Source organism: Butyricimonas faecihominis (assembly GCF_033096445.1).
Classification (GTDB): Bacteria; Bacteroidota; Bacteroidia; order Bacteroidales; family Marinifilaceae; genus Butyricimonas; species Butyricimonas faecihominis.
In genome coordinates this window covers 1495575-1515088 of sequence record NZ_AP028155.1, presented here as the reverse complement: position 1 = coordinate 1515088, position 19514 = coordinate 1495575, and the positions used below count along the sequence as shown (strand labels likewise).

General features: G+C 52.0%; 15 protein-coding genes. 14 read left to right on the top strand and 1 reads right to left on the bottom strand.

All coding sequences use genetic code 11. The features are described 5' to 3' along the window. Window positions 1–5: 5 nt before the first annotated feature. The 5 genes from R8806_RS06415 to R8806_RS06395 all read left to right on the top strand — a co-directional run bounded on the left by R8806_RS06415 (window position 6) and on the right by R8806_RS06395 (window position 5839). The gene (locus tag R8806_RS06415) at window positions 6–152 is read left to right on the top strand and encodes a hypothetical protein (protein ID WP_167513951.1); all 147 of its coding nucleotides are present in this window, start codon (window positions 6–8) and stop codon (window positions 150–152) included. Between the two features lie 129 nt (window positions 153–281). After that, on the top strand, window positions 282–1217 hold the full coding sequence (locus R8806_RS06410) for a fimbrillin family protein (RefSeq protein ID WP_151412217.1): 936 nt from the start codon (window positions 282–284) through the stop codon (window positions 1215–1217). A gap of 24 nt (window positions 1218–1241) precedes the next feature. Beyond that, window positions 1242–2885, top strand: coding sequence for a fimbrillin family protein (locus R8806_RS06405; protein ID WP_183312864.1), 1644 nt, complete (start codon window positions 1242–1244; stop codon window positions 2883–2885). A 117-nt stretch (window positions 2886–3002) separates the two neighbouring features. Beyond that, window positions 3003–4733, top strand: a complete 1731-nt coding sequence (locus R8806_RS06400; protein ID WP_151411786.1) for a fimbrillin family protein — start codon at window positions 3003–3005, stop codon at window positions 4731–4733. 473 nt (window positions 4734–5206) lie between these two features. After that, the gene (locus R8806_RS06395) at window positions 5207–5839 is read left to right on the top strand and encodes a hypothetical protein (protein ID WP_124318271.1); all 633 of its coding nucleotides are present in this window, start codon (window positions 5207–5209) and stop codon (window positions 5837–5839) included. A 269-nt stretch (window positions 5840–6108) separates the two neighbouring features. Here the strand turns inward: R8806_RS06395 and R8806_RS06390 are convergent, their stop codons facing one another. After that, the gene (locus tag R8806_RS06390) at window positions 6109–7686 is read right to left on the bottom strand and encodes an ATP-binding protein (protein WP_124318272.1); all 1578 of its coding nucleotides are present in this window, start codon (window positions 7684–7686) and stop codon (window positions 6109–6111) included. A gap of 654 nt (window positions 7687–8340) precedes the next feature. Here R8806_RS06390 and R8806_RS06385 point away from each other — a divergent pair. The 9 genes from R8806_RS06385 to murG all read left to right on the top strand — a co-directional run bounded on the left by R8806_RS06385 (window position 8341) and on the right by murG (window position 19494). After that, a complete protein-coding gene (locus R8806_RS06385; protein WP_124318463.1) occupies window positions 8341–8787 on the top strand; it encodes a division/cell wall cluster transcriptional repressor MraZ in 447 nt (148 codons plus the stop codon). A 70-nt stretch (window positions 8788–8857) separates the two neighbouring features. Further along, window positions 8858–9760 carry a 16S rRNA (cytosine(1402)-N(4))-methyltransferase RsmH gene (gene rsmH, locus R8806_RS06380; RefSeq protein ID WP_087420591.1) on the top strand — a complete coding sequence of 301 codons (903 nt, stop codon included), beginning with the start codon at window positions 8858–8860 and terminating at the stop codon, window positions 9758–9760. Between the two features lie 103 nt (window positions 9761–9863). After that, window positions 9864–10238, top strand: a complete 375-nt coding sequence (locus R8806_RS06375) for an FtsL-like putative cell division protein (protein ID WP_151411785.1) — start codon at window positions 9864–9866, stop codon at window positions 10236–10238. 282 nt (window positions 10239–10520) lie between these two features. Beyond that, a complete protein-coding gene (locus R8806_RS06370; protein ID WP_221230309.1) occupies window positions 10521–12638 on the top strand; it encodes a penicillin-binding protein in 2118 nt (705 codons plus the stop codon). 154 nt (window positions 12639–12792) lie between these two features. After that, window positions 12793–14241 (top strand): UDP-N-acetylmuramoyl-L-alanyl-D-glutamate--2,6-diaminopimelate ligase, encoded by a 1449-nt coding sequence (locus R8806_RS06365; RefSeq protein WP_124317364.1) that lies wholly within the window; start codon window positions 12793–12795, stop codon window positions 14239–14241. A 3-nt stretch (window positions 14242–14244) separates the two neighbouring features. Continuing rightward, window positions 14245–15495 (top strand): phospho-N-acetylmuramoyl-pentapeptide-transferase, encoded by a 1251-nt coding sequence (gene mraY / locus R8806_RS06360; protein ID WP_124317363.1) that lies wholly within the window; start codon window positions 14245–14247, stop codon window positions 15493–15495. 138 nt (window positions 15496–15633) lie between these two features. Next, the gene (gene murD, locus R8806_RS06355) at window positions 15634–16980 is read left to right on the top strand and encodes a UDP-N-acetylmuramoyl-L-alanine--D-glutamate ligase (protein WP_124317365.1); all 1347 of its coding nucleotides are present in this window, start codon (window positions 15634–15636) and stop codon (window positions 16978–16980) included. A gap of 173 nt (window positions 16981–17153) precedes the next feature. Continuing rightward, window positions 17154–18380: an FtsW/RodA/SpoVE family cell cycle protein gene (locus tag R8806_RS06350; protein WP_087420586.1), complete on the top strand. Its 1227-nt coding sequence runs from the start codon at window positions 17154–17156 to the stop codon at window positions 18378–18380. A 19-nt stretch (window positions 18381–18399) separates the two neighbouring features. After that, complete coding sequence (gene murG / locus R8806_RS06345; RefSeq protein WP_118302057.1) at window positions 18400–19494, top strand: undecaprenyldiphospho-muramoylpentapeptide beta-N-acetylglucosaminyltransferase; 1095 nt, start codon at window positions 18400–18402, stop codon at window positions 19492–19494. Window positions 19495–19514: the final 20 nt, after the last annotated feature.

The following is a 19514-nucleotide window of genomic DNA, read 5'->3' as shown; positions in this document are numbered from 1 at the left end:
TAGAAATGAAAAGTTTCCCGAAGATGGGGGGTATTTCAGCTCCTCCTCTGTTCATAGAGGAGGTGGACGCGAAGCGGACGGAGGAGTTTGTTGCAGTGGGAACGCTTTATTTACAAGAACTCCCTCCCCCCTTCGGGGTACTCCCTCTATAAACAGAGGGAGAGTTGAGTTACTATATTAAAAGATAAAAACTAAAAGATAAAAGTTTAAAGTAGGAAATTTAGAAGGGGGAGCCTTGTGTGTGGCTGGAATTTAGAATTTAAAATTAATAATGGATGGTTATGAAACAGGATGTAAAGAAATTTGGGATTTGTAGGTTGGCGGGCTGGAAGGTGGCGGGGGTGGTTTTGGTAGTTTTGGCGATGGCGGGGTGTAGTGACGCGGGGAGCGAGGGGGAAGGGAACGAGGGGGTGGCGTTGCGCGTGGATGGGGGGATCGTGGGGTTGGCACGGGCAAGCGAGGACACGTGGGAGAAGGGGGACGCGATCGGGGTTTATATGCTGGATGGCGCGACGACGGGGGAAGTGAACCGGAAGTACGTGACGGGGGAGACCGCGAAGGCGGGGAGTTTCGAGGCGGCGGACGGGGAGACTATTTATTTGCCGTCGGACGGGACGGCGAGGGATTTCACGGCTTATTACCCGTACCGGGAGGATTTGAAGGACGGGGAGTACTATATAGACCTGAGGTGGCAGGACCCGCAGCGGGACATTGACTTGATGGTGGCCGACAAGGTGACGGGGGTGACGAAGAAGGCACCGGGGGTGGGGTTCGTGTTCCGCCACAAGCTGGTGAAGTTGGACCTGACGATACGGCCGGACGGGAAGTCGCTGTCGGCGGCGGATTTGGAGGGGATGGAGGTGTATATCACGAATCAACATGCAATTGCGAAGTGTAAGGTGGCGGAAGGCGGGACGATCGAGATAATGAACGTTACCGGAGGTGTTACATTGCTGACAGCGGCAGGCGGGACGCGGGCCGAGGGGATCGTGTTGCCGAGGGCATCTACTTACGCGATGTATTTCTGGTTCAAGTTGAAGAACGGTTCCGAGTACAAGTGGTATCTCAAGGATTCACCGTTGTCGAAGGAGTTCGTGGCGGGGAACAAGTACGTGTACACGATGACGATCGGGAAACGGTCGGTGGAGGTGACGTCCACCGTGGTGGGCTGGACGGCGGGGAACGGGGACGGCGGTGAGACGGGTTTTGCAGAATGAACATGAACGAGAGAAAGGAGGATTATGAAAACGAGGTTAATGATAGTGGTGGCGGTGGCGGCGATGGCTGTCGCGTGTCATGATGGCGGGGAGGGGCCGGGAGGCGGTCCCGAGGAGTTGCGCCTGACGGGGGCGGTCAAGGGCGAGGTGGTTGCCCGCGGCGCGGCGGCGGGGGAAGTGATCGCGGCGGGGGAGGTGGTCCACGCGTGGGTGGACGAGGCGGTGAACCCGGCGGTGGCTCACGTGAAGGCGTGGCGGCTGGAGGCGGACGGGAACGGGGGGCTGGACGGGACGACGTGCTATTTCCCGGAGAACGGGAACGACGTGAATATTTACGCGATGCACGGGAATTTCAATTACGTGATCGAGGAGGGGGTGATGGGGTTTCCTGCTATGCTATATTGCGAGGTGGAGCGTATGCAGGCCGGGGAGATAGGCGTGGCGAATCGCGCGAAGTCGGACCTGTTGTTCGCCATCGAGCGGGGGGTGAGCCGCGGGAGGGAGAGTGACGGGGTGACGACACGGGAGTTGACGTTCTATCACCTGCTCTCGAAGGTGGAGGTGGCGCTGAAGGCGAGCGATGAGGTGGGGGATTTGACGGGGGCTGTTGTTAGTGTTGGAGGTACGGTTAATAGAGGGTATTTCATGCCGGACAAGGAGGCCGTGATGGAGAATGCCGCGGAGCGGGGGAAGATGATTGCTCCGGATGGGAGTTCTATTGGGCTTATAACGATAGACACGAGGGTTACCGGGAATTTTGACGGGAACACGGAGTACGGGGAGGCGATCGCGGTGCCCGGAACTGGCTTATTTATACGTGTAGATTTAAAGGACGGGAAGGTGTTGTTTTATTATAGTAACGTGACGTTGGAGAGCGGGAAGAAGTACAGGTATAATATTTACGTGGGGAAGGAGAGGCTGGAGCTGGTTTCGACGAGCATCAGCGCTTGGGAGACCGGGACGAGCGACGGGGGCGAGGCGGGGATGATGCGGCAGGTGGATTTGTCTTCGGGAGGTAATTACACGATTGCTGATGACGGGGTTTATTGTGTTTCGGGGGAGAGTAAATACTATAGTTTGATCATCAAGGGTAGCCCGACGGTGTATTTGGTGGATGCGACGATAGAGGGGTGGTATGTATCATCGATTCAGGTGTCGAGTGGTAATCCGGTGATCGTGCTGGTGGGGACGAACAGGTTAACTGGTAGGGGGTATTATAGTGGATTGTACTACAAGCCGGGTTGCAAGGTGACGCTGCGCGGGGAAGGAAAGCTGATCGCGGAGAGTGTGGGGGGAACCGGGATTGGTAGCTATATGGATCATTCGGCGGGTGATCTGGTGATAGAGAGCGGGACGATCGAGGCGACGGGAGGCTTGGGTGATCAGGGGAACGCGGGTATCGGTGGAAGTAGTAATGCCGGGTGTGGGAGTATCACGATTACCGGGGGGAAGGTGACGGCGAGGGGGAGTGACGGTGCCGCGGCGATCGGGGCCGGGAAGAATGGTCCTTGCTCGTCGATCGTGCTGGAGAATTGCGAGATTCATGTTCCCGGTGACGGGAAGGGGGGATTGAGCGGGGCGAACGGGATTGTCGCGGGGAGCGTGGTGCCTGACTTGGGCGATGGGGAGGAGATGAGGGAGAAGGGAGTAAGGGTGGAAGGAATTTAGAATTTAGAATGGAAAATGGGAAGTTTTCCCGAAGACGGTGAGTATTTCAGCTCTCCCTCTGTTTATAGAGGGAGTACCCCGAAGGGGGGAGGGAGTTCTTGTAAATAAGGTGTTTCCATGGCAATGAACTCCTCCGTCTGCTTCGCAGCCACCTCTTTCTTCCCCTGCCTGAGGGGAAGTACCCCGAAGGGGGGATGGGGAGGGAGAACAGAGGAGGAGTTGGAATACTATTTTGTGATAAAAGTTAAAGAACTAAAAGATAAAGAGATGAAAGGATTTGTAATTTGTGGATTTGTAATTTGTAATTCGTTTTTCCGGCGGGTGATGTTTGGGGTGTTGGCGGGGATGGTGATGGGGGTGGCGGGGTGTTCGGATGGTGGGGAGGAGCGGTTGCCGGAGGGACGGTACGCGTTGGAGGTGACGGCACGGGTGGAGGACGGGTCGAGGGGGCTGGATGTGAAGAAGGTGTGGAAGGCGGGTGACCGGATCGGGGTGAAGGTGACGTCGGCGAACGGGGAGAGTAGTTCGGGGATTTACCGGGTGACGGACGACGCGGGGAATGTCGAGGCGGAGAGTGCCGCTTACTGGCGGAGCGTGGGCGAGGGGACGGTGACGGCGTGGTACCCCGTGGACGCGACGGATATTAGCACGCAGGAGGACGGGAACGCGGATTTTGACGCCGCGGGACTGGACGTGTTGACGGCCAGCACGACGTGTAATTTCGGGGAGGTGGCCGACTTGGGGTTCACTCACGCGCTGGCGAGGGTGCGGGTGGATGTGATGGATCGTGATGACAAGTTGTTGCCCGTGAAGGGGGTGAAGGTGAGCGTGCTGGGAAAGACGGCGGTGGAGTTCCGGGAGGGGGTGATGACGACGGGGGGAGGCACCGGGTGCATCGCGGCTCATGCCAACGCGAGGGCGGGCCTGTTCGAGGCGCTGGTGGTTCCGGGGGAGATCGGGGTGCGCGTGGAGGTGGGGGGAAAGAGTTTCATTTACACGCCCGCGGCGGGGAAGATGCCGGAGGCGGGAAAGGTGAACAGCTACACGGTGAAGTTGAAAGAGGTGGTGCTGGCCGGGAATAAAGATATGAGCATTTCCGGTAGCGGGGAGGTGATCCTCGTGGGAAACGGGGTGACGAGTGGCAGGATCACGTTTGACGGGGATATGACGGTGGCATTGGTGAACGTGAATATAGAGGCATATAATGGTACCCCGATAACGGTTGGCGGGGGAAAGGTGACTTTCGAGCTTTTCGGGGAGAATCGGTTGGTGGCCAAGACAACGGGATATAGCGCGTTGTATAACGCGGAGGGGACGACGGTGACTTTGCGCGGGGCGGGGACGTTGGTGGCGAAGGGAGGAGAATTCGGGGCGGGAATCGGTAGCGGGTATCAGGGAACTTGCGGGGATATCACGATCTCCGGGGGCGTTGTGGTGGCGGAAGGCGGGAATGGTAGTGCAGGTATCGGTAGCGGGTATTATTATAGTCGTTGTGGAGAGATTCTGATCTCCGGGGGGAAGGTGACGGCGACAGGGGGTATGGAGGCGGCGGGAATTGGTTGTGGTGCTTTCTCCTCAACTTGCGGGAATATCACGATTTCCGGGGGAGAGGTGAAGGCCGGGACGGTGGACGGGGGGAAAGAGGCCGCGGCTATCGGGAATGGTTATGGGGCAGAGGCTCCGTTGGTCACGCTTTCGAATTGCGTGATTCGCGTTCCGGGGGATAACGGGGCGGTGACGGGCTTTAACGGGATCAAGGCCAAGAAGGTGGAGCCGGATGTCACGAATGCCGGGGAGTTGGAGAAGAAGGGGGTGACGTTGGTAATTGGAAAGCTAGAAGAAATTTAGAATTTAGAGTTTAGAATTTCACTTTGAGAGCAAGATGGTATTTTAGCTCCTCCTCTGTTCTCCCTCCCCATCCCCCCTTCGGGGTGGGGGTTGTCCCAAAAGTCATTTTATTTCCAAAAACTCCTCCGTCACTTCGTGCCACCTCCTCTATAAACAGAGGAGGAGCTGGTGACTCTTCCCGAAGACAGGGAGTATTTCAACTCTCCCTCTGTTTATAGAGGGAAATCGGCGAGTAAGCGAGGACAGACAGAGAGTTTACTCGTTGTCTGTCGAGCGAGAGCCGATTCGAGACCGGCTTCCGGGCTCAATACCCCGAAGGGGGGAGGGAGTTTGAAAAATGACTTTTTAGACAGCCCCAGTTAGAATACACACCGCCTTCGGGAAGCTTTCCATTCTAAATTCTAAACTCTAAATTCTAAATTTTCCCCTGCGCCCGGAATCTAAAATTTAAAATTAGTAAATCTAAAATTGAGATGACTATATTGGATATGACCGGGGTGAGCCGGGTTCGTTTACGGACGGTGACGGGGTTCAAGCGGATGGGGAAGTGGGTGTTCCGGTTGGCGAAGAATCACGTGAAGGTGACCCGGGAGAAACACCCGGAGATGGCGCGCACGAACGAGGATTTCGGTTCGTCGAGGAAGTTTTTCGCGCGGCTGAATAACGCGATGGGGGATTTGCTGGCGTGGAGGATTGCCGCGGCGAAGTACGGGGGTGGCATGACGGGGGATAATTTCATGTTTCACGTGAATTACGACAAGCTGGAAGGTGGCGCGGTGGCTTGTTTCCGGCTTTTCCGTTTCAGTGTCGGCACGTTGTGGTTGCCGTGGAATCTGGCCGTCACGCGCGAGAAGGGGACGGTGACGATCACGTGGCGCGATAATCGCCACTCGGCGCATTGTTCCCCGCGTGACGAGTTGTGCGTGGGGGTGCTGTACGAGAAGTTCCCGAAACGCCCGATGGTTATCAAGGACACGGGGGCGTTGCGCTCTACGGGGAGGTACACGCTGGTGCTGGATTCTCGTTTCGGGACGGAGGTTCACGTGTATCCTTTTTTCATGAACCCGGGGAGGACGGAGTTTTCGGATAGTGAACACCTTTGGTGATTAAGTGATTAAGTGATTTTAGATTTTAGATTCCAGCCGCACGAGGCCTTGCTGATTTTAGATTTAATGATTTTAGATTTTAGATTGAACTCCCTCTGGGAGGGTGTGTCAAAAGGTATTTTATCCTCAAAAAACTCCTCCGTCTGCTTCGCAGCCACCTCCTCTATGAACAGAGGAGGAGCTGGTGAAACTTCCCGAAGACAGGTAGTATTTTAGTCCTCCCCCTGTGTAAGGGGGAGTTAGAGGGGGTAGTTTTTATCTTTTAGTTTTTATTTTTCCTCTTCTCTTTTCCAATCGCCGATGTTTCTTTGGGCGGGGTCGAAGTTGACACCGATTTTGACGAGTTTCCGGCCGTCAACGGTGTAGGGAATGAGGTAGCCCCGGTCGTTGATCTGGGCGAGGGCTTGGTCGGCGGAGCCGTCGAGTTTGAACTCGAAGACGTAGATGTAGTCGGCAGTTTTCACGACGGCATCGGCCCGTCCCTTGGCGCTCCGGACTTCGGTCTCGGCGAATTGTCCCATGAGTTTGAAGACGAGGTAGAAGATCGTCTGGTAGTGGCGTTCCGTGCGGTTGTTCAGCTCGTAGGAGATGCCGGCGAAGAAGGCTCGCAGGCGGGTGAGGAAGGCATCGACATCACCCGATTCCAGCTCGTGAATAAATTTGCCGATGTAGAAACTCGTCTCCGATTCGGCCACGGGGGTGTAGAAGGGGGTGACGAAGTTTAGAAACCCGTATTTCACCTCGTCGTTGGGGAACCCTAGGGTGTATATCTGGAAACGTTCGTCGTATTTCTTGATGGTGAGGTATCCGCTCTGGTAGATCATGGGGACGGGGTTGTTGATGTTGGCCCGGTCGTCGGAGAGGGAGGCGGCGGAGACCTCTATGCCGTCGAGTTCCCGCAGGTCGAAGTCGGTCTTTTTCAGCATCTCGGCGAGGAAGGTAGGAGTGCCGCTGGCGAACCAGTAGTTCTCGAACATGGTTGAATCCAGCACGTTGAGTATGCTGAACGGGTTGTAGATGCCCACCATATCGCGATAGTTGAAATGGTACCCGTCATACATCCGGGTGAGGCGTTCCATGCACGCCTCGTCGTCGAGGTTATTTTCTTTGGCCAGTAGTTTTAGTTCCGGGACGAAGTCGGCACGAATCTCGTCGCCGGTAAGGCCGCAGAGCGCGGCGTACCTAGGGTCGAGACTGATGTCTTTCAGCTGGTTGAGGTTGCTGAAAATCCCCATCTGGGCGAACTTGGTGACACCGGTGATGAAGACGAATCGCAGCCACTGGTCGGCACTTTTTAGCACGGTGTAGAAGGCGGTGAGCGTTTCGCGGAAGGCTTTCTGCAATGCCTCGTCGTGGAAACTGTTGAGTAGCGGTTTGTCATACTCGTCGATGAGGACGACCACGCCGCGCCCGGTTTTCTCGTTCGCTTTTTTGATGACTTCCATGAACCGCCCGGAGTGGGTGATGCCCTCGCCCCCGGTTTCGTAGGTTTTTTCCCATCCCCGGAGCTGGCGTTCGAGCATGTCGTGCAGTCGTTCGGGCGAGTCGTATTTCTCGGCGTTGAGGTCGAGGTGTAGTACGGCGTGGGTGTTCCATTCCGTTTCGAGCCGCTCGATGGCGAGGCCCTTGAATAGGTCGCGCTTGCCGAGGAAGTAAGCTTCCATGGTGGAGAGTAGGAGACTCTTGCCGAAACGGCGGGGACGGCTCAGGAAGTAAGGGTTCGAGGTGCTGACGAGGCGGTACATGATTTCTGTCTTGTCGATGTACACGTAGTTTTCGCGACGTAGTTTCTCGAAGCTTTGTATGCCGATGGGCATTTTGCGGGGAAAGGATGGTAATTGATTCATGGTTGCCGTGTTTGTTTTCTTTTACGCGAAGTTACGAAAAACTTGGTTACGTTGGAGATAGGAGGGGAAAACTAAAAGATAAAAACTAAAAGATAAAAGTTGAAGAGAGTTTAGATCTTACTAATTTTAGATTTAGAGATTTTAGATTTTAGATTCCGGGCGCACGGGGCGGCGCCGAACTACCCCCTCTAACTCCCCCTGTGTAAGGCTACTCTTTATACACATCTCCGTAACGGATTGTTTTATTGAAAGTTAAAATATAATATAATAAAAGTCTATTCCCGAAGCCGGAGGGTAACTCAGCTCTCCCTCTGTTTATAGAGGGAGTACCCGAAGGGGGAGGGAGTTCTTGTAAATGAAGTGTTTACATGGCAACAAACTCCTCCGTCTGCTTCGCAGCCACCTCCTCTATGAACAGAGGAGGAGCTAAAATACTATCCCGCTCTAAGAGATGTGTATAAAGAGTAGGTGTAGAGTAGGTGTAGAGGGGGAGGCGGAGGGGGTAGTCCTCTCATTTTCAATTTTCAATTTTCAATTGCTTTCATAAGGTGTTGATGGTTAGGATTTTGTTGTTTTGTTAGAAAAAAGGTGGGGGAAAGTGGTTTAAAGTGGGAAATAATTTTATAACTTTACATCACAAATTAGGGAAGTAATATGTTGTCATTTATTGGAGATTATACATGCAAGCTAGATAGCAAGGGACGAGGGGTTGTTCCGGCTGTTTTCCGGAAGGAAATGCAGGCGGCGGGAGAGGTGTCGTTTGTGATGCGGCGGAATATTTTCGATGAATGTATTGACGTTTACCCGAAGGATGAGTGGTTGAAGTTGATCGCGGGGTTGAGGGAGAAGTTGAGCCAGTTTAACCGGGAACAGGTGCGTTTTTTCCGGGAGTTTTTCCGGGGGGCGCAGGAGGTGGAGCTGGACGGGAACGGGCGCGTGTTGATTCCGCGTAGGATGCTGGATAGCATCGGTATCGAGGGGGATGAGATCGTGATGGTGGGGCAGGATTCGAAAATCGAGATTTGGGGTAAAATAAAGTATGAAGAGAGTACGATGAATACGGATGAATTTGTACTTTTGACGTCGCAAATCGGTTTGTAGGGCTGATGGATTAATTGCCTATCGACGAGATGTTTATGTTTTTATTTTTTAACTTTAAATTTGTGTAACCATGTATCACGTGCCGGTATTGTTGGAAGAGTCCGTTTCGGGGTTGAATATTGATCCGGATGGGGTGTATCTTGATTTGACTTTCGGGGGCGGCGGTCATTCGAGAGAGATTTTAAAACGATTGAAAGATGGTTGCCTGATCGGTTTCGATCAGGATTCCGACGCGCTGGCTAACGTGCCGGATGATAGTCGGTTTATTTTCGTGAATCATAATTTCAGGTATCTGCGGAATTTTCTGCGGTACTGCGGGTACGACGAGGCGGACGGGATTCTGGCCGACTTGGGCGTGTCGTCGCACGAGTTCGACGAGGCGGGGCGGGGGTTCTCCTTCCGGTTTGACGCGGAGTTGGACATGCGGATGAACCAGCGGAGCCGGCTGAAGGCCACGGATATTCTGAATACATATAGCGAGGAGGATTTGACCCGGATTTTCAGGAACTACGGGGAGGTGGATAACGTGAGACGGTTGGTTGACCTGATCGTGAAGGCCCGGACGGAGAAGATGATCACTCGCTCGGAGGAGTTTTTGCAGGTGATCGCTCCCTGCGTGCCGAAACAGAAGGAGAAGAAGTACTTGGCGCAGGTGTATCAGGCTTTGCGTATCGAGGTGAACGGGGAGTTGGAGGCACTGGAGGATATGTTGAAGGAGGCGGAGCGGGCATTGCGTCCCGGCGGTCGGTTGGTGGTGATCACGTATCACTCGTTGGAAGACCGGATCGTGAAGAACTTTTTGAAGAGCGGTAATTTCGAGGGGAAGGTGGAGAAGGATTTTTATGGTCACGTGAAACGGAATTTCGAGTTGGTGAACCGGAAGGTGATCGTGCCGTCGGAGGAAGAGATTGAAAGAAACCCGAGAGCGAGAAGCGCGAAGTTGCGGATCGCGGAAAAACGAAAAGATGATTAAGTGATTAGGTGATTGGTGATTAAGTGATTTTAATCACTCAATCATCGAATCGGCAATCACGGAATCTTTTTCATTCTAAACTTTAAATTTTAAATTAATTACTATGTGGTTTAAGAAAAAGAAGGTAAAGGATTTTGTGCCACCGTTGCAGGAACAGAAGGAGGTGCTGGGGGATTCGATGAAGGAGTTGCTGGACGGGCGTTTGCTGGCGGACACGGTGTTGCGTAAGAACATCGGGTTTATTCTTTTTCTGACTTTTTTGGGAATCGTTTATATCGCTAACGGGTATGCAACGGAGAAGTTGTACATGAAGAAGGTGAGCATGGAGAAGGAGTTGAGCGAGTTGCGTTTCGAGTCGATCACGACGGCCTCGGAGTTGATGAGGATCAGTGTTCCCTCGGAGGTGGAGAAACGGATTCAGGAGGCGGGGTTGGATTTGGTGCAGAGTAAGGAGCCGCCTACCAAAATCAAAAGATGAAAAGAATTTAGAATTTAGAATTTAGAATTTAGAGTGGAAGGCTTCCCGAAGACGGGGAGAATTTAGGATAAAAGATGAAAATGGAGAAAACTACCCCCTCCGGCTCCCCCTTACACAGGGGGAGAGTTGATTACCAAGCGGTTTCTCCCCTTGTGCAAGGGGAAGTTAGGAAGGGGAAAACTAAAAGATGAAAGATAAAAGATATAATAACAGGTTAAGGACTATCAGGTTTTACGATGGGTATGAACTTTTAGTTTTTAACTTTTAATTTTTAACTATAACATGGCAGCATCTATAAAACATGAATTGGCCGGGCGGTTGGGACTTGTGTACCTGATCGTGATGGTGATTGCTGCCTTTATCGTGGTAAAAGCCCTGCACGTGCAAATATGGGAGGGGGATAAGTGGAGGAAGATGGGACGTTCGGTGTCGTTTAAGGATTTTGAAGTGGCACCGAACCGGGGGAATATATACGCGGATGACGGGCGAATTCTGGCGAGTTCGGTTCCTTATTATTCGCTGAGGCTGGATTGTAAGGCGATTCCGGACACGCTGTTCCGGAAGAAGGTGGATAGTTTGTCGATGATGTTGTCCCGCTTTTTCAAGGATGCCCCGACGGTGGAGTACCGGAAGAAGTTGTGGCAAGGGAAGTACGGGGCAAAGCCGAATCGTTATTTGCTTGTGAACAAGAAGAAAATTTCTTACACCGACTTGCTGGAGGTTAAGAAATTTCCTATTTTTCGGGAAAGGGGTACGAAGAGCGGTCTGATTTTGGAACGGGAGAACGTGCGTTTGCAGCCGCACAGGGACTTGGCCTACCGGACGATCGGTTATTTGAACGAGGCGAAGGATGGTAGTTTCGAGGGACGCGTGGGGATTGAAGGGGCTTTCGAGAAACAGTTGCGGGGGGAACCGGGACGGAGTATCCGGCAGATGATGTCGGGACGGTGGGTTTCGGTGACGGTGGATGATCCGGTGGACGGGAATGACGTGGTGACGACGATTAACGTGGAGTGTCAAGATATTGTGCAGGGGGCTTTGACCCGGCAGTTGGAGCATTACAAGGCCAGCGCTGGGACGGCTATCCTGATGGACGTGAAGACGGGAGATATAAAGGCCATCGCGAACGTGTCGAAGACGGCGACAGGGTACCGGGAGGTGTTGAATAACGCTATCGGGGATGCCGCGGAACCGGGTTCGGTGATCAAGGCGGCAACGATGGTGGCTTTGTTGGAGGACGGGTATGTTCACCCGGAGGACACGGTTGACTTGGGAAAAGGTATTTACACGCATAACGGGGTGACGTTGAAGGAGGCGAGGTCGCCGATCGGTAAGGTGACGGTGCAGGGGATTTTCGAGCGTTCGCTGAACGGAATCACGGAATTAGTATATGAGCATTACAGGCAACAGCCGGAGAAGTTCGTGAACCGGTGGTACGCGATGGGGTTGAATAAAAAGGTAGGGATCGAGTTGGCGGGAGAGGCGGATCCTTATATTAAGTATCCGGGGGATAAGACGTGGAGCGGTACCACGTTGCGCTGGATGAGTTTCGGGTACGAGTTGAAGATTACGCCTTTGCAGGTGTTGGCTTTTTATAATGCACTGGCAAATGACGGGAAACGGATGAAACCGCGTATCGTGAAGGAGATTCGTAACGGGAGCCGGGTAGTGGAGCGGTTCGAACCGGAGGTGGTGAGTAGCCATATTTGCAGTCGGCAGACGGTGGCTTATATGAAACAGATGATGGAAGGGGTGGTAGAGAACGGCTCGGCGAAGAATTTGAAGAACGCGGCCTGCAAGATCGCGGGGAAGACGGGGACGGCAAAGGTGGCCGCGGGGTCGAAAGGGTATAATTCCGAACCGAAGTACCGGGCCAGTTTCGTGGGGTATTTCCCGGCGGACAAGCCGATGTACTCGTGTATCGTGGTGGTGGATAACCCGTCGCGGTCGGTGGGGTATTATGGAAACGTGGTTTCGGGTAGCGTGTTCAAGGAGATTGCCGATAAGATTTACACGATGGCATCGTTGATGGGGGATAATAACGAGGACGAGGAGGAGAAAGACGAAACGTTGCCGATCAGTCAGAACGGGTTGAAGAGTGATTTTCTGGAGATATATGACGAGCTGGGGATTAACGTGACGGAGGATGAGGCGGAGCGTGCCGATTGGGTGATGACTTCGCGGGATAAGGAGGGGACGGAGTTCGTGTTGAAAGCCCGGAGCGTGGATATGACACTGGTGCCGAACGTGAAGGGAATGGGGCTGAGGGATGCGCTGTACTTGTTGGAGAATAGCGGGCTGAAAGTCGGGGTGAGCGGGGTCGGTACGGTGAGCCAGCAATCGTTGACTCCGGGAGGGAGGGTGAGAAGGGGGAGTTATGTGCATATTGAGTTGAGATAATTTAGAATTTAGAATTTAGAGTTTAGAATGAAAAAGATTCTGTGATTGCCGATTGAATGATTAAGTGATTAAAAAGAGTGTTGATTGGAGAGAATCGACTAATCGGAAATCATTAAATCACTGAATAGATAGGAGCTAAAATTAATAAGTTGAGATGAATTTAAGAGAGCTGTTAGACGGGGTTGCCTGCGAGGTCGTGCAAGGGAGACCGGATGTAGAGGTTAAGATGATACACTTCGATTCGAGAAAGGTCGGAGAGGGAGATTTGTTTGTTGCCCAAAGGGGAGTGAGTGCGGATGGACACGGGTATATCGGGAAGGCCGTGGCGGCAGGAGCTGTAGCGGTTGTCTGCGAGGAGGTGCCGGGAGAGTTGAAAGAGGGGGTAGTTTACGTGAAGACGGGCAATTCTTCGGAGGCGCTGGGGGTGATGGCCTCTAATTTTTACGGGAACCCGTCCCGCCGGATGAAGGTGGTCGGGGTGACCGGGACGAACGGGAAGACGACGACGGCGACGCTGTTGTACGAGCTGGTGCGTTTGCTGGGAAGGAAAGCGGGGCTTTTGTCAACGGTGTGTAATTATATCGGGGACGAGAGGGTTCACGCTACTCACACGACTCCGGATGCGATGGAGATTAACGAGCTGATGGGGCGGATGGTGGATGCCGGGTGCGAGTATTGTTTCATGGAAGTGAGTTCGCACGCTATTGACCAAAGACGGATTAGCGGGTTGGATTTTGATGGGGCGATTTTCTCGAATATCACGCACGATCATCTCGATTATCACAAGACTTTTAAAGCGTATATCGAAGCGAAGAAGGCGTTTTTTGACCGCTTGCCGAAAAAGGCTTTCGCGTTGACGAACGGAGATGACAAGAACGGGATGGTGATGTTGCAGAACACGGCAGCCCGTAAATATACTTATTCCTGTAAGCGGATGGCGGATTTTAACTGCAAGACGTTGGAACGGCATCTGGACGGGACGTTATTGCATCTGGACGGCAGCGAGGTGTGGACGAGGTTCGTGGGGGATTTTAATGCTTATAATTTGTTGGCGGTTTACGCGAGTGCGCGGTTGCTGGATTTCGGGAAGGAGGAGTTGTTGCCCGTGATGAGTATGCTGGTGCCGGTGTCGGGGCGTTTCGAGACCATTTTATCGAACGAGGGGGTGATGGCTATCGTGGATTACGCGCACACGCCGGACGCGTTGGAGAACGTGTTATCGACGATCGAGGGGCTGAAGAAAGAGGGGACGGTGATCACGGTGGTGGGTGCCGGGGGTGACCGGGATCGGACGAAACGGCCGGAGATGGCGGAGGTTGCCTGTCGGTTGAGTGACCGGGTGATTCTGACGTCCGATAACCCGCGAAGTGAGGAACCTGCCGCGATAATCGAGGATATGCGTGCCGGGGTGCCGGACGAGGCGGCGAGCCGGGTGCTGGCGATTACCGATCGGAAGGAGGCGATTCGTGCGGCGTTGATGTTGGCGAAGAAGGGGGACATCGTGCTGGTGGCCGGAAAGGGACACGAGGATTACCAAGAGATAAAGGGTGTGAAACATCATTTTGATGATAAAGAGGTTATTAAGGAAATATTTAAGTTGTAGGTCATGTTTTATCATATCTTTGATTATTTAGAACAGTTTGATTTCCCGGGAGCGGGGATGTTTCAATATATCACGTTCCGGTCGGCTTGCGCGGTGATTTTGTCATTGTTGATTGCCACGGTGGTGGGAAAGCGCATTATCCGTATTTTGCAGAAGCAACAGGTCGGGGAAGAAATCCGGGACTTGGGACTAGAAGGTCAGATGCAGAAGAAGGGAACACCGACGATGGGCGGGGTGATTATCTTGCTGGCGATTCTGGTTCCGGTGGTTTTGTTTGCCCGGTTGGATAACGTGTATATCCAGTTGATGATTGTTTCGACGATTTGGTTGGGGCTGATCGGTTTTCTGGATGATTATATCAAGGTGTTCCGGAAGCACAAGGAGGGGTTGAAGGGACGTTTCAAGGTGATCGGACAAGTAGGGTTGGGGTTGATTGTGGGTGTGACACTTTACGTGAGCGATGACGTGCTGATCCGGGAGAAGGTTTCCATTTCGGAAGTCGGGGTGGTAACTAGCACGGTAGATGAGGGGTTCGTGTCCGAGAATAGCCAGACCGTTTTGACGAAAGATATAAAATCGACCAAGACGACGATACCTTTTTTCAAGAATAACGAGTTTGATTACGCTTGGTTCGGGGCGCTTTTCGGGGACTATGCCGAGGAGATCGGTTGGATCGTGTTTATTATTATCACGATCGTGATTGTTACGGCGGTGTCGAACGGGGCGAATCTGACGGATGGATTGGACGGATTGGCAACGGGGACTTCGGCTATCGTGGGGGCGACGTTGGGTATTTTGGCGTACGTGTCGGGTAATATGGTGTACGCGGATTACTTGAATATCATGTATATTCCACATTCGGGGGAGCTGGTGGTGTTTATTGCCGCGTTTATCGGGGCGACGATCGGGTTCCTGTGGTATAACTCGTTTCCGGCTCAAGTGTTTATGGGTGACACGGGGAGTTTGTCGCTGGGGGGAATTATTGCCGTGTTCGCAATCATGATTCATAAAGAGTTGCTGATCCCTATCCTGTGTGGTATTTTCCTCGTGGAGAATTTGTCGGTGATGATGCAGGTCAGCTATTTTAAATATACAAAGAAGAAGTTCGGGGAGGGACGACGGATATTCCTGATGTCCCCGTTACATCACCATTTCCAGAAGAAAGGGATTCCGGAACCGAAGATCGTGACCCGGTTCTGGATCGTGGGAATTGCATTGGCGGTGATAACGATTGTGACGTTGAAAATACGATAGAGGAGATTTAAAATAAAGAGATTCAGTGATTGGCGATTTAATGATTCAGAGATTGAAAAGAGTATTGGATCGTGAGCGGGAATCACCTAATCGGAAATTACTAAATCATTTAATTCGTAAGATTTAAAATCTAAAATGATGGAACGTTTGGTTATTTTAGGCGGAGGAGAAAGTGGAGCGGGAGCTGCCAAGTTAGGAAAGAAGCTAGGGTATGAGGTTTTTTTGTCGGACAAGGGGAAGTTGGCCGACAAGTATAAGCGTGTGTTGGAGGAATTGGGGGTAGAGTATGAAGAGGGGCAACACACGGAAGAATGCGTTTTCGCTGCGGATTTGGTGGTGAAGAGTCCGGGGATTCCGGATAAGCTGCCGATGATCGTGGGGCTGAGGGAGAAGGGAATCGAGGTGATTTCCGAGATCGAGTTTGCGGGACGGCACACGGATGCGAAGATGTATTGTATCACGGGGAGTAACGGGAAGACTACTACTACTTTGTTGTTGTATCATATATTGGAGAAGGCTGGGTATGACGTGGGACTGGCCGGGAATGTGGGGAATAGTCTGGCGGCACAGGTGGCTGACGATTTGCATCGGGTGTACGTGGTGGAGTTGTCTAGTTTTCAGTTGGACGGGATGTTCCAATTCCGTTGTGACACGGCGATATTGACGAATATTACACCGGATCATTTGGATCGGTATGATTATAAATTTGAGAATTACGCAAATTCGAAGTTCCGGATATTGAATAATATGCGGAAGGAGGATTTGTTTATATATGGTTATGACTGCGAGGTAGTGCGGGAGAGAGTGGAACGGGGGGATATTGTGCCGGAGGCAGTCGGGTTCACTTACTCGGATTACGCCGGGGTGAACGCTTACATGGATGGGGACACGGTGGTGGCCCGTTGGGGAGATCGGGAGTTCCGGATTGCCAAACAGGAGATCACGATTCAAGGACGGCATAACGTGTATAACGCGATGGCAGCAATATTGGCCGCTTTGAAGGCCGGGGTGAGTGACGAGGATTTGAGGACGGGGTTGACAACATTCCCGCAGGTGGAGCATCGTTTGGAGACGGTGGACGTGGTGAATGGTGTCACTTATATTAATGATTCAAAGGCAACAAACGTGGATTCGGCTTGGTATGCTTTGGATAGTATGCACGCTCCGGTGGTGTGGATTGCGGGAGGAACGGATAAAGGAAATGATTACAGCGTGTTGTTTGATTTGGTGAAGGAGAAGGTGAAGTTGTTGATTTGTATGGGAGTGGATAATAAGAAGTTGATCGAGGCGTTCTCGCCGATCTGCGAGGTGGTGGATACTCATAGTCTGGATGAGACGATGGAGGTGGCTTATCGCCGGGCAGAGAAGGGGGATGTGGTACTGCTTTCTCCGTGTTGCGCTAGTTTTGACTTGTTTAAGAATTACGAGAATAGAGGGGAGATGTTTAAGGAGAAGGTGAAAAGCTTAAAGGAGAGTAGAATTTAGAATTTAGAGTTTAGAATGAAAAGAACTCCTCCGGCCTTTGGCCACCTCCTCTATAAACAGAGGAGGAGTTGGAGACTCTTCCTGAAGACGGAGAGTAATTTAACTCTCCCTCTGTTTATAGAGGGAGTACGGCGGAGCCGGGAGGGAGTTTAATTTAAAATAGAGAAATCAGTATGTTGAATCTAAAGAATAAGGTGGTATTTAAGGGGGATCGGACGTTGTGGTACGTGGTCATCGGGTTGATGCTGGCCTCGTTGATCGTGGTGTATTCTTCGACGGGGAGTCTGGCGTTTCGTGTGCGGGGAGGGAATACCAGTTATTATTTGATTAAACAGTTGTTTTTGATGTTCGGGTGTATGGTGGTGATTCTGACATTGCAGTCGTTTCACTACAAGTACTTCCTTTCGTTTGCCAAGATCGTGCTGGGGATGTCGTTGATATTCCTGTTGTGGGCGAAGTTTGCGGGTACGACGTTAAATGATGCGGGGCGTTGGGTGACGATTCCGGGAATCGGGTTCACGTTCCAGCCTTCGGAAATGGCGAAACTGGGGATTATTATGTACTGTGCCCGTGCGATTGCTTTTGAACAGACGGAGGAGTGTTGTAGCAATAATGTGTTATGGCGAATGACGTTAGTGGTGCCGGTGCTGTTCTTGATTTTTATGGAGAATTTCTCGACATCGGCGTTGCTGGGCGGGGTTTGTTTGGTGATGTTGTTTGTCGGTCGTTTATACTGGAAGACGTACGCGAAGTTGATCGGGGTGATCGTGGGGTTGATGATTCTGATGCTGGCGGTTGTTTTTATCGTTCCGGAAAAACATTTGAAGTCGGCGGGACGTTTGCTGACGGTGAAAAGCCGTATCGAGCATTTCGTGAACCCGAGCGAGACGGACAGTGACGATTCGTACCAATCGGATCAAGCGAAGATTGCCGTGGCAAAAGGAGGATTGATGGGGCTGGGACCGGGAAATAGCGTGCAGCGGAATTTCTTGCCTCACCCGTATTCGGATTTTATATTTGCTATTATTGTGGAGGAATACGGGCTGGTTGGGGCCGGGATCGTGATGTTGCTTTACCTGATTATTTTGTACCGGGTAGGGGTGATTGTGCGGCGTTGCACGAGGATGTTCCCGGCGATTTTGGTGGCCGGATTGGGGCTGTGTATCGTGTTTCAGGCATTGATTAACATGGGGGTTTGCGTGGGACTTTTCCCCGTGACCGGGCAGCCGTTACCACTGGTGAGTATGGGGGGTACTTCCCTGTTGTTCACGAGTGCGTCTTTCGGGATGATTCTGAGTGTCAGTCATACTTTCTCGGAAGAGGGAGAACGGGAAGAGAAGGAGAAACTAAAGATGGCTGCTCAAGGTATAAACGAGGAAGAAGAGAACGAGGAAAATTGAACATGAAGATATTTGAGATATGAAGAAAGTAATTATTAGTGGAGGCGGAACGGGAGGACATATATTTCCTGCCCTTTCTATCGCGAATGCGCTGAAACGGTTGAATAAGGATATAGAGATTCTGTTCGTGGGGGCAGAGGGGAAGATGGAGATGGAGAAGGTACCGGAGGCCGGGTATAAGATCGTGGGATTACCGGTGAGAGGGTTACAACGTAAGTTGACGTTGAATAATTTGAAGGTGCTGTGGAATTTGTGGCGGAGTTTGAAGAAGGCCAAACGTGTGGTGCGGGAGTTTAAGCCGGATGTAGTAGTTGGTGTTGGAGGGTATGCCAGTGGACCGATTGGAAAGGTGGCCACGAACGCGGGTATTCCGTTGGTGTTACAGGAGCAAAATTCATACGCCGGGGTGACCAATAAGTTGCTGGCAAAGAAGGCTGCCAAGATTTGCGTGGCTTACGAGGGAATGGAACGTTTTTTTCCAAAGGAAAAGATTATATTTACGGGGAATCCGGTGCGGAAGGATTTGTTGAATGCCGTGAATGAACGGGTGGAGGGGATTGCTTTCTACGGGCTGGATGCAAATAAGAAAACGGTGCTGGTCACCGGAGGTAGTCTGGGAGCCGGGTCAATTAACAAGGCTATGGTGAGATGGTTGGAGAAGATTGCGGGGTGGAAGGACGTGCAGGTGATTTGGCAGTGCGGGAGTTATTACCACAAGGAGCTGGAAGAACAATTGAAGGGACGTATGCCGGAAAACGTGAAGTTTATGCCGTTTTTGAAACGGATGGATTTGGCGTATGCCTGTGCTGATTTGGTGGTGGCAAGAGCGGGTGCAGGTACGATTTCAGAGTTGTGCTTGCTGGGAAAAGCCGTGGTGTTAGTGCCCTCGCCTAACGTGGCAGAAGATCACCAGACGAAGAATGCTATGGCGCTGGTGAATAAACAAGCTGCCGTGATGGTGAAGGATGCCGAGGTGGTGGAGCGTTTGGGAGAGGTGATGGAACGCTTGTTGCAGGATGATGGGGAACGGAAAAGTTTGTCCGAGCATATCTTGACGCTGGCAATGAAGGATTCGGATGAGGTGATTGCGAGGGAAATATTGAAGATAGTTTAAAGTGTAGAATGTAAAATTTA

Excerpts from the sequence above, each read along its gene's own strand:
- R8806_RS06365 (WP_124317364.1), top strand. The coding sequence starts at position 12,793 with ATGAATTTAAGAGAGCTGTTAGACGGGGTTGCCTGCGAGGTCGTGCAA.
- R8806_RS06405 (WP_183312864.1), top strand. The coding sequence starts at position 1,242 with ATGAAAACGAGGTTAATGATAGTGGTGGCGGTGGCGGCGATGGCTGTC.
- R8806_RS06385 (WP_124318463.1), top strand. The coding sequence starts at position 8,341 with ATGTTGTCATTTATTGGAGATTATACATGCAAGCTAGATAGCAAGGGA.
- murG (WP_118302057.1), top strand. The coding sequence starts at position 18,400 with ATGAAGAAAGTAATTATTAGTGGAGGCGGAACGGGAGGACATATATTT.
- R8806_RS06390 (WP_124318272.1), bottom strand. The coding sequence starts at position 7,686 with ATGAATCAATTACCATCCTTTCCCCGCAAAATGCCCATCGGCATACAA.
- murD (WP_124317365.1), top strand. The coding sequence starts at position 15,634 with ATGGAACGTTTGGTTATTTTAGGCGGAGGAGAAAGTGGAGCGGGAGCT.
- rsmH (WP_087420591.1), top strand. The coding sequence starts at position 8,858 with ATGTATCACGTGCCGGTATTGTTGGAAGAGTCCGTTTCGGGGTTGAAT.
- R8806_RS06400 (WP_151411786.1), top strand. The coding sequence starts at position 3,003 with ATGGCAATGAACTCCTCCGTCTGCTTCGCAGCCACCTCTTTCTTCCCC.
- R8806_RS06375 (WP_151411785.1), top strand. The coding sequence starts at position 9,864 with ATGTGGTTTAAGAAAAAGAAGGTAAAGGATTTTGTGCCACCGTTGCAG.
- R8806_RS06410 (WP_151412217.1), top strand. The coding sequence starts at position 282 with ATGAAACAGGATGTAAAGAAATTTGGGATTTGTAGGTTGGCGGGCTGG.
- R8806_RS06415 (WP_167513951.1), top strand. The coding sequence starts at position 6 with ATGAAAAGTTTCCCGAAGATGGGGGGTATTTCAGCTCCTCCTCTGTTC.
- R8806_RS06350 (WP_087420586.1), top strand. The coding sequence starts at position 17,154 with ATGTTGAATCTAAAGAATAAGGTGGTATTTAAGGGGGATCGGACGTTG.
- R8806_RS06370 (WP_221230309.1), top strand. The coding sequence starts at position 10,521 with ATGGCAGCATCTATAAAACATGAATTGGCCGGGCGGTTGGGACTTGTG.
- mraY (WP_124317363.1), top strand. The coding sequence starts at position 14,245 with ATGTTTTATCATATCTTTGATTATTTAGAACAGTTTGATTTCCCGGGA.
- R8806_RS06395 (WP_124318271.1), top strand. The coding sequence starts at position 5,207 with ATGACTATATTGGATATGACCGGGGTGAGCCGGGTTCGTTTACGGACG.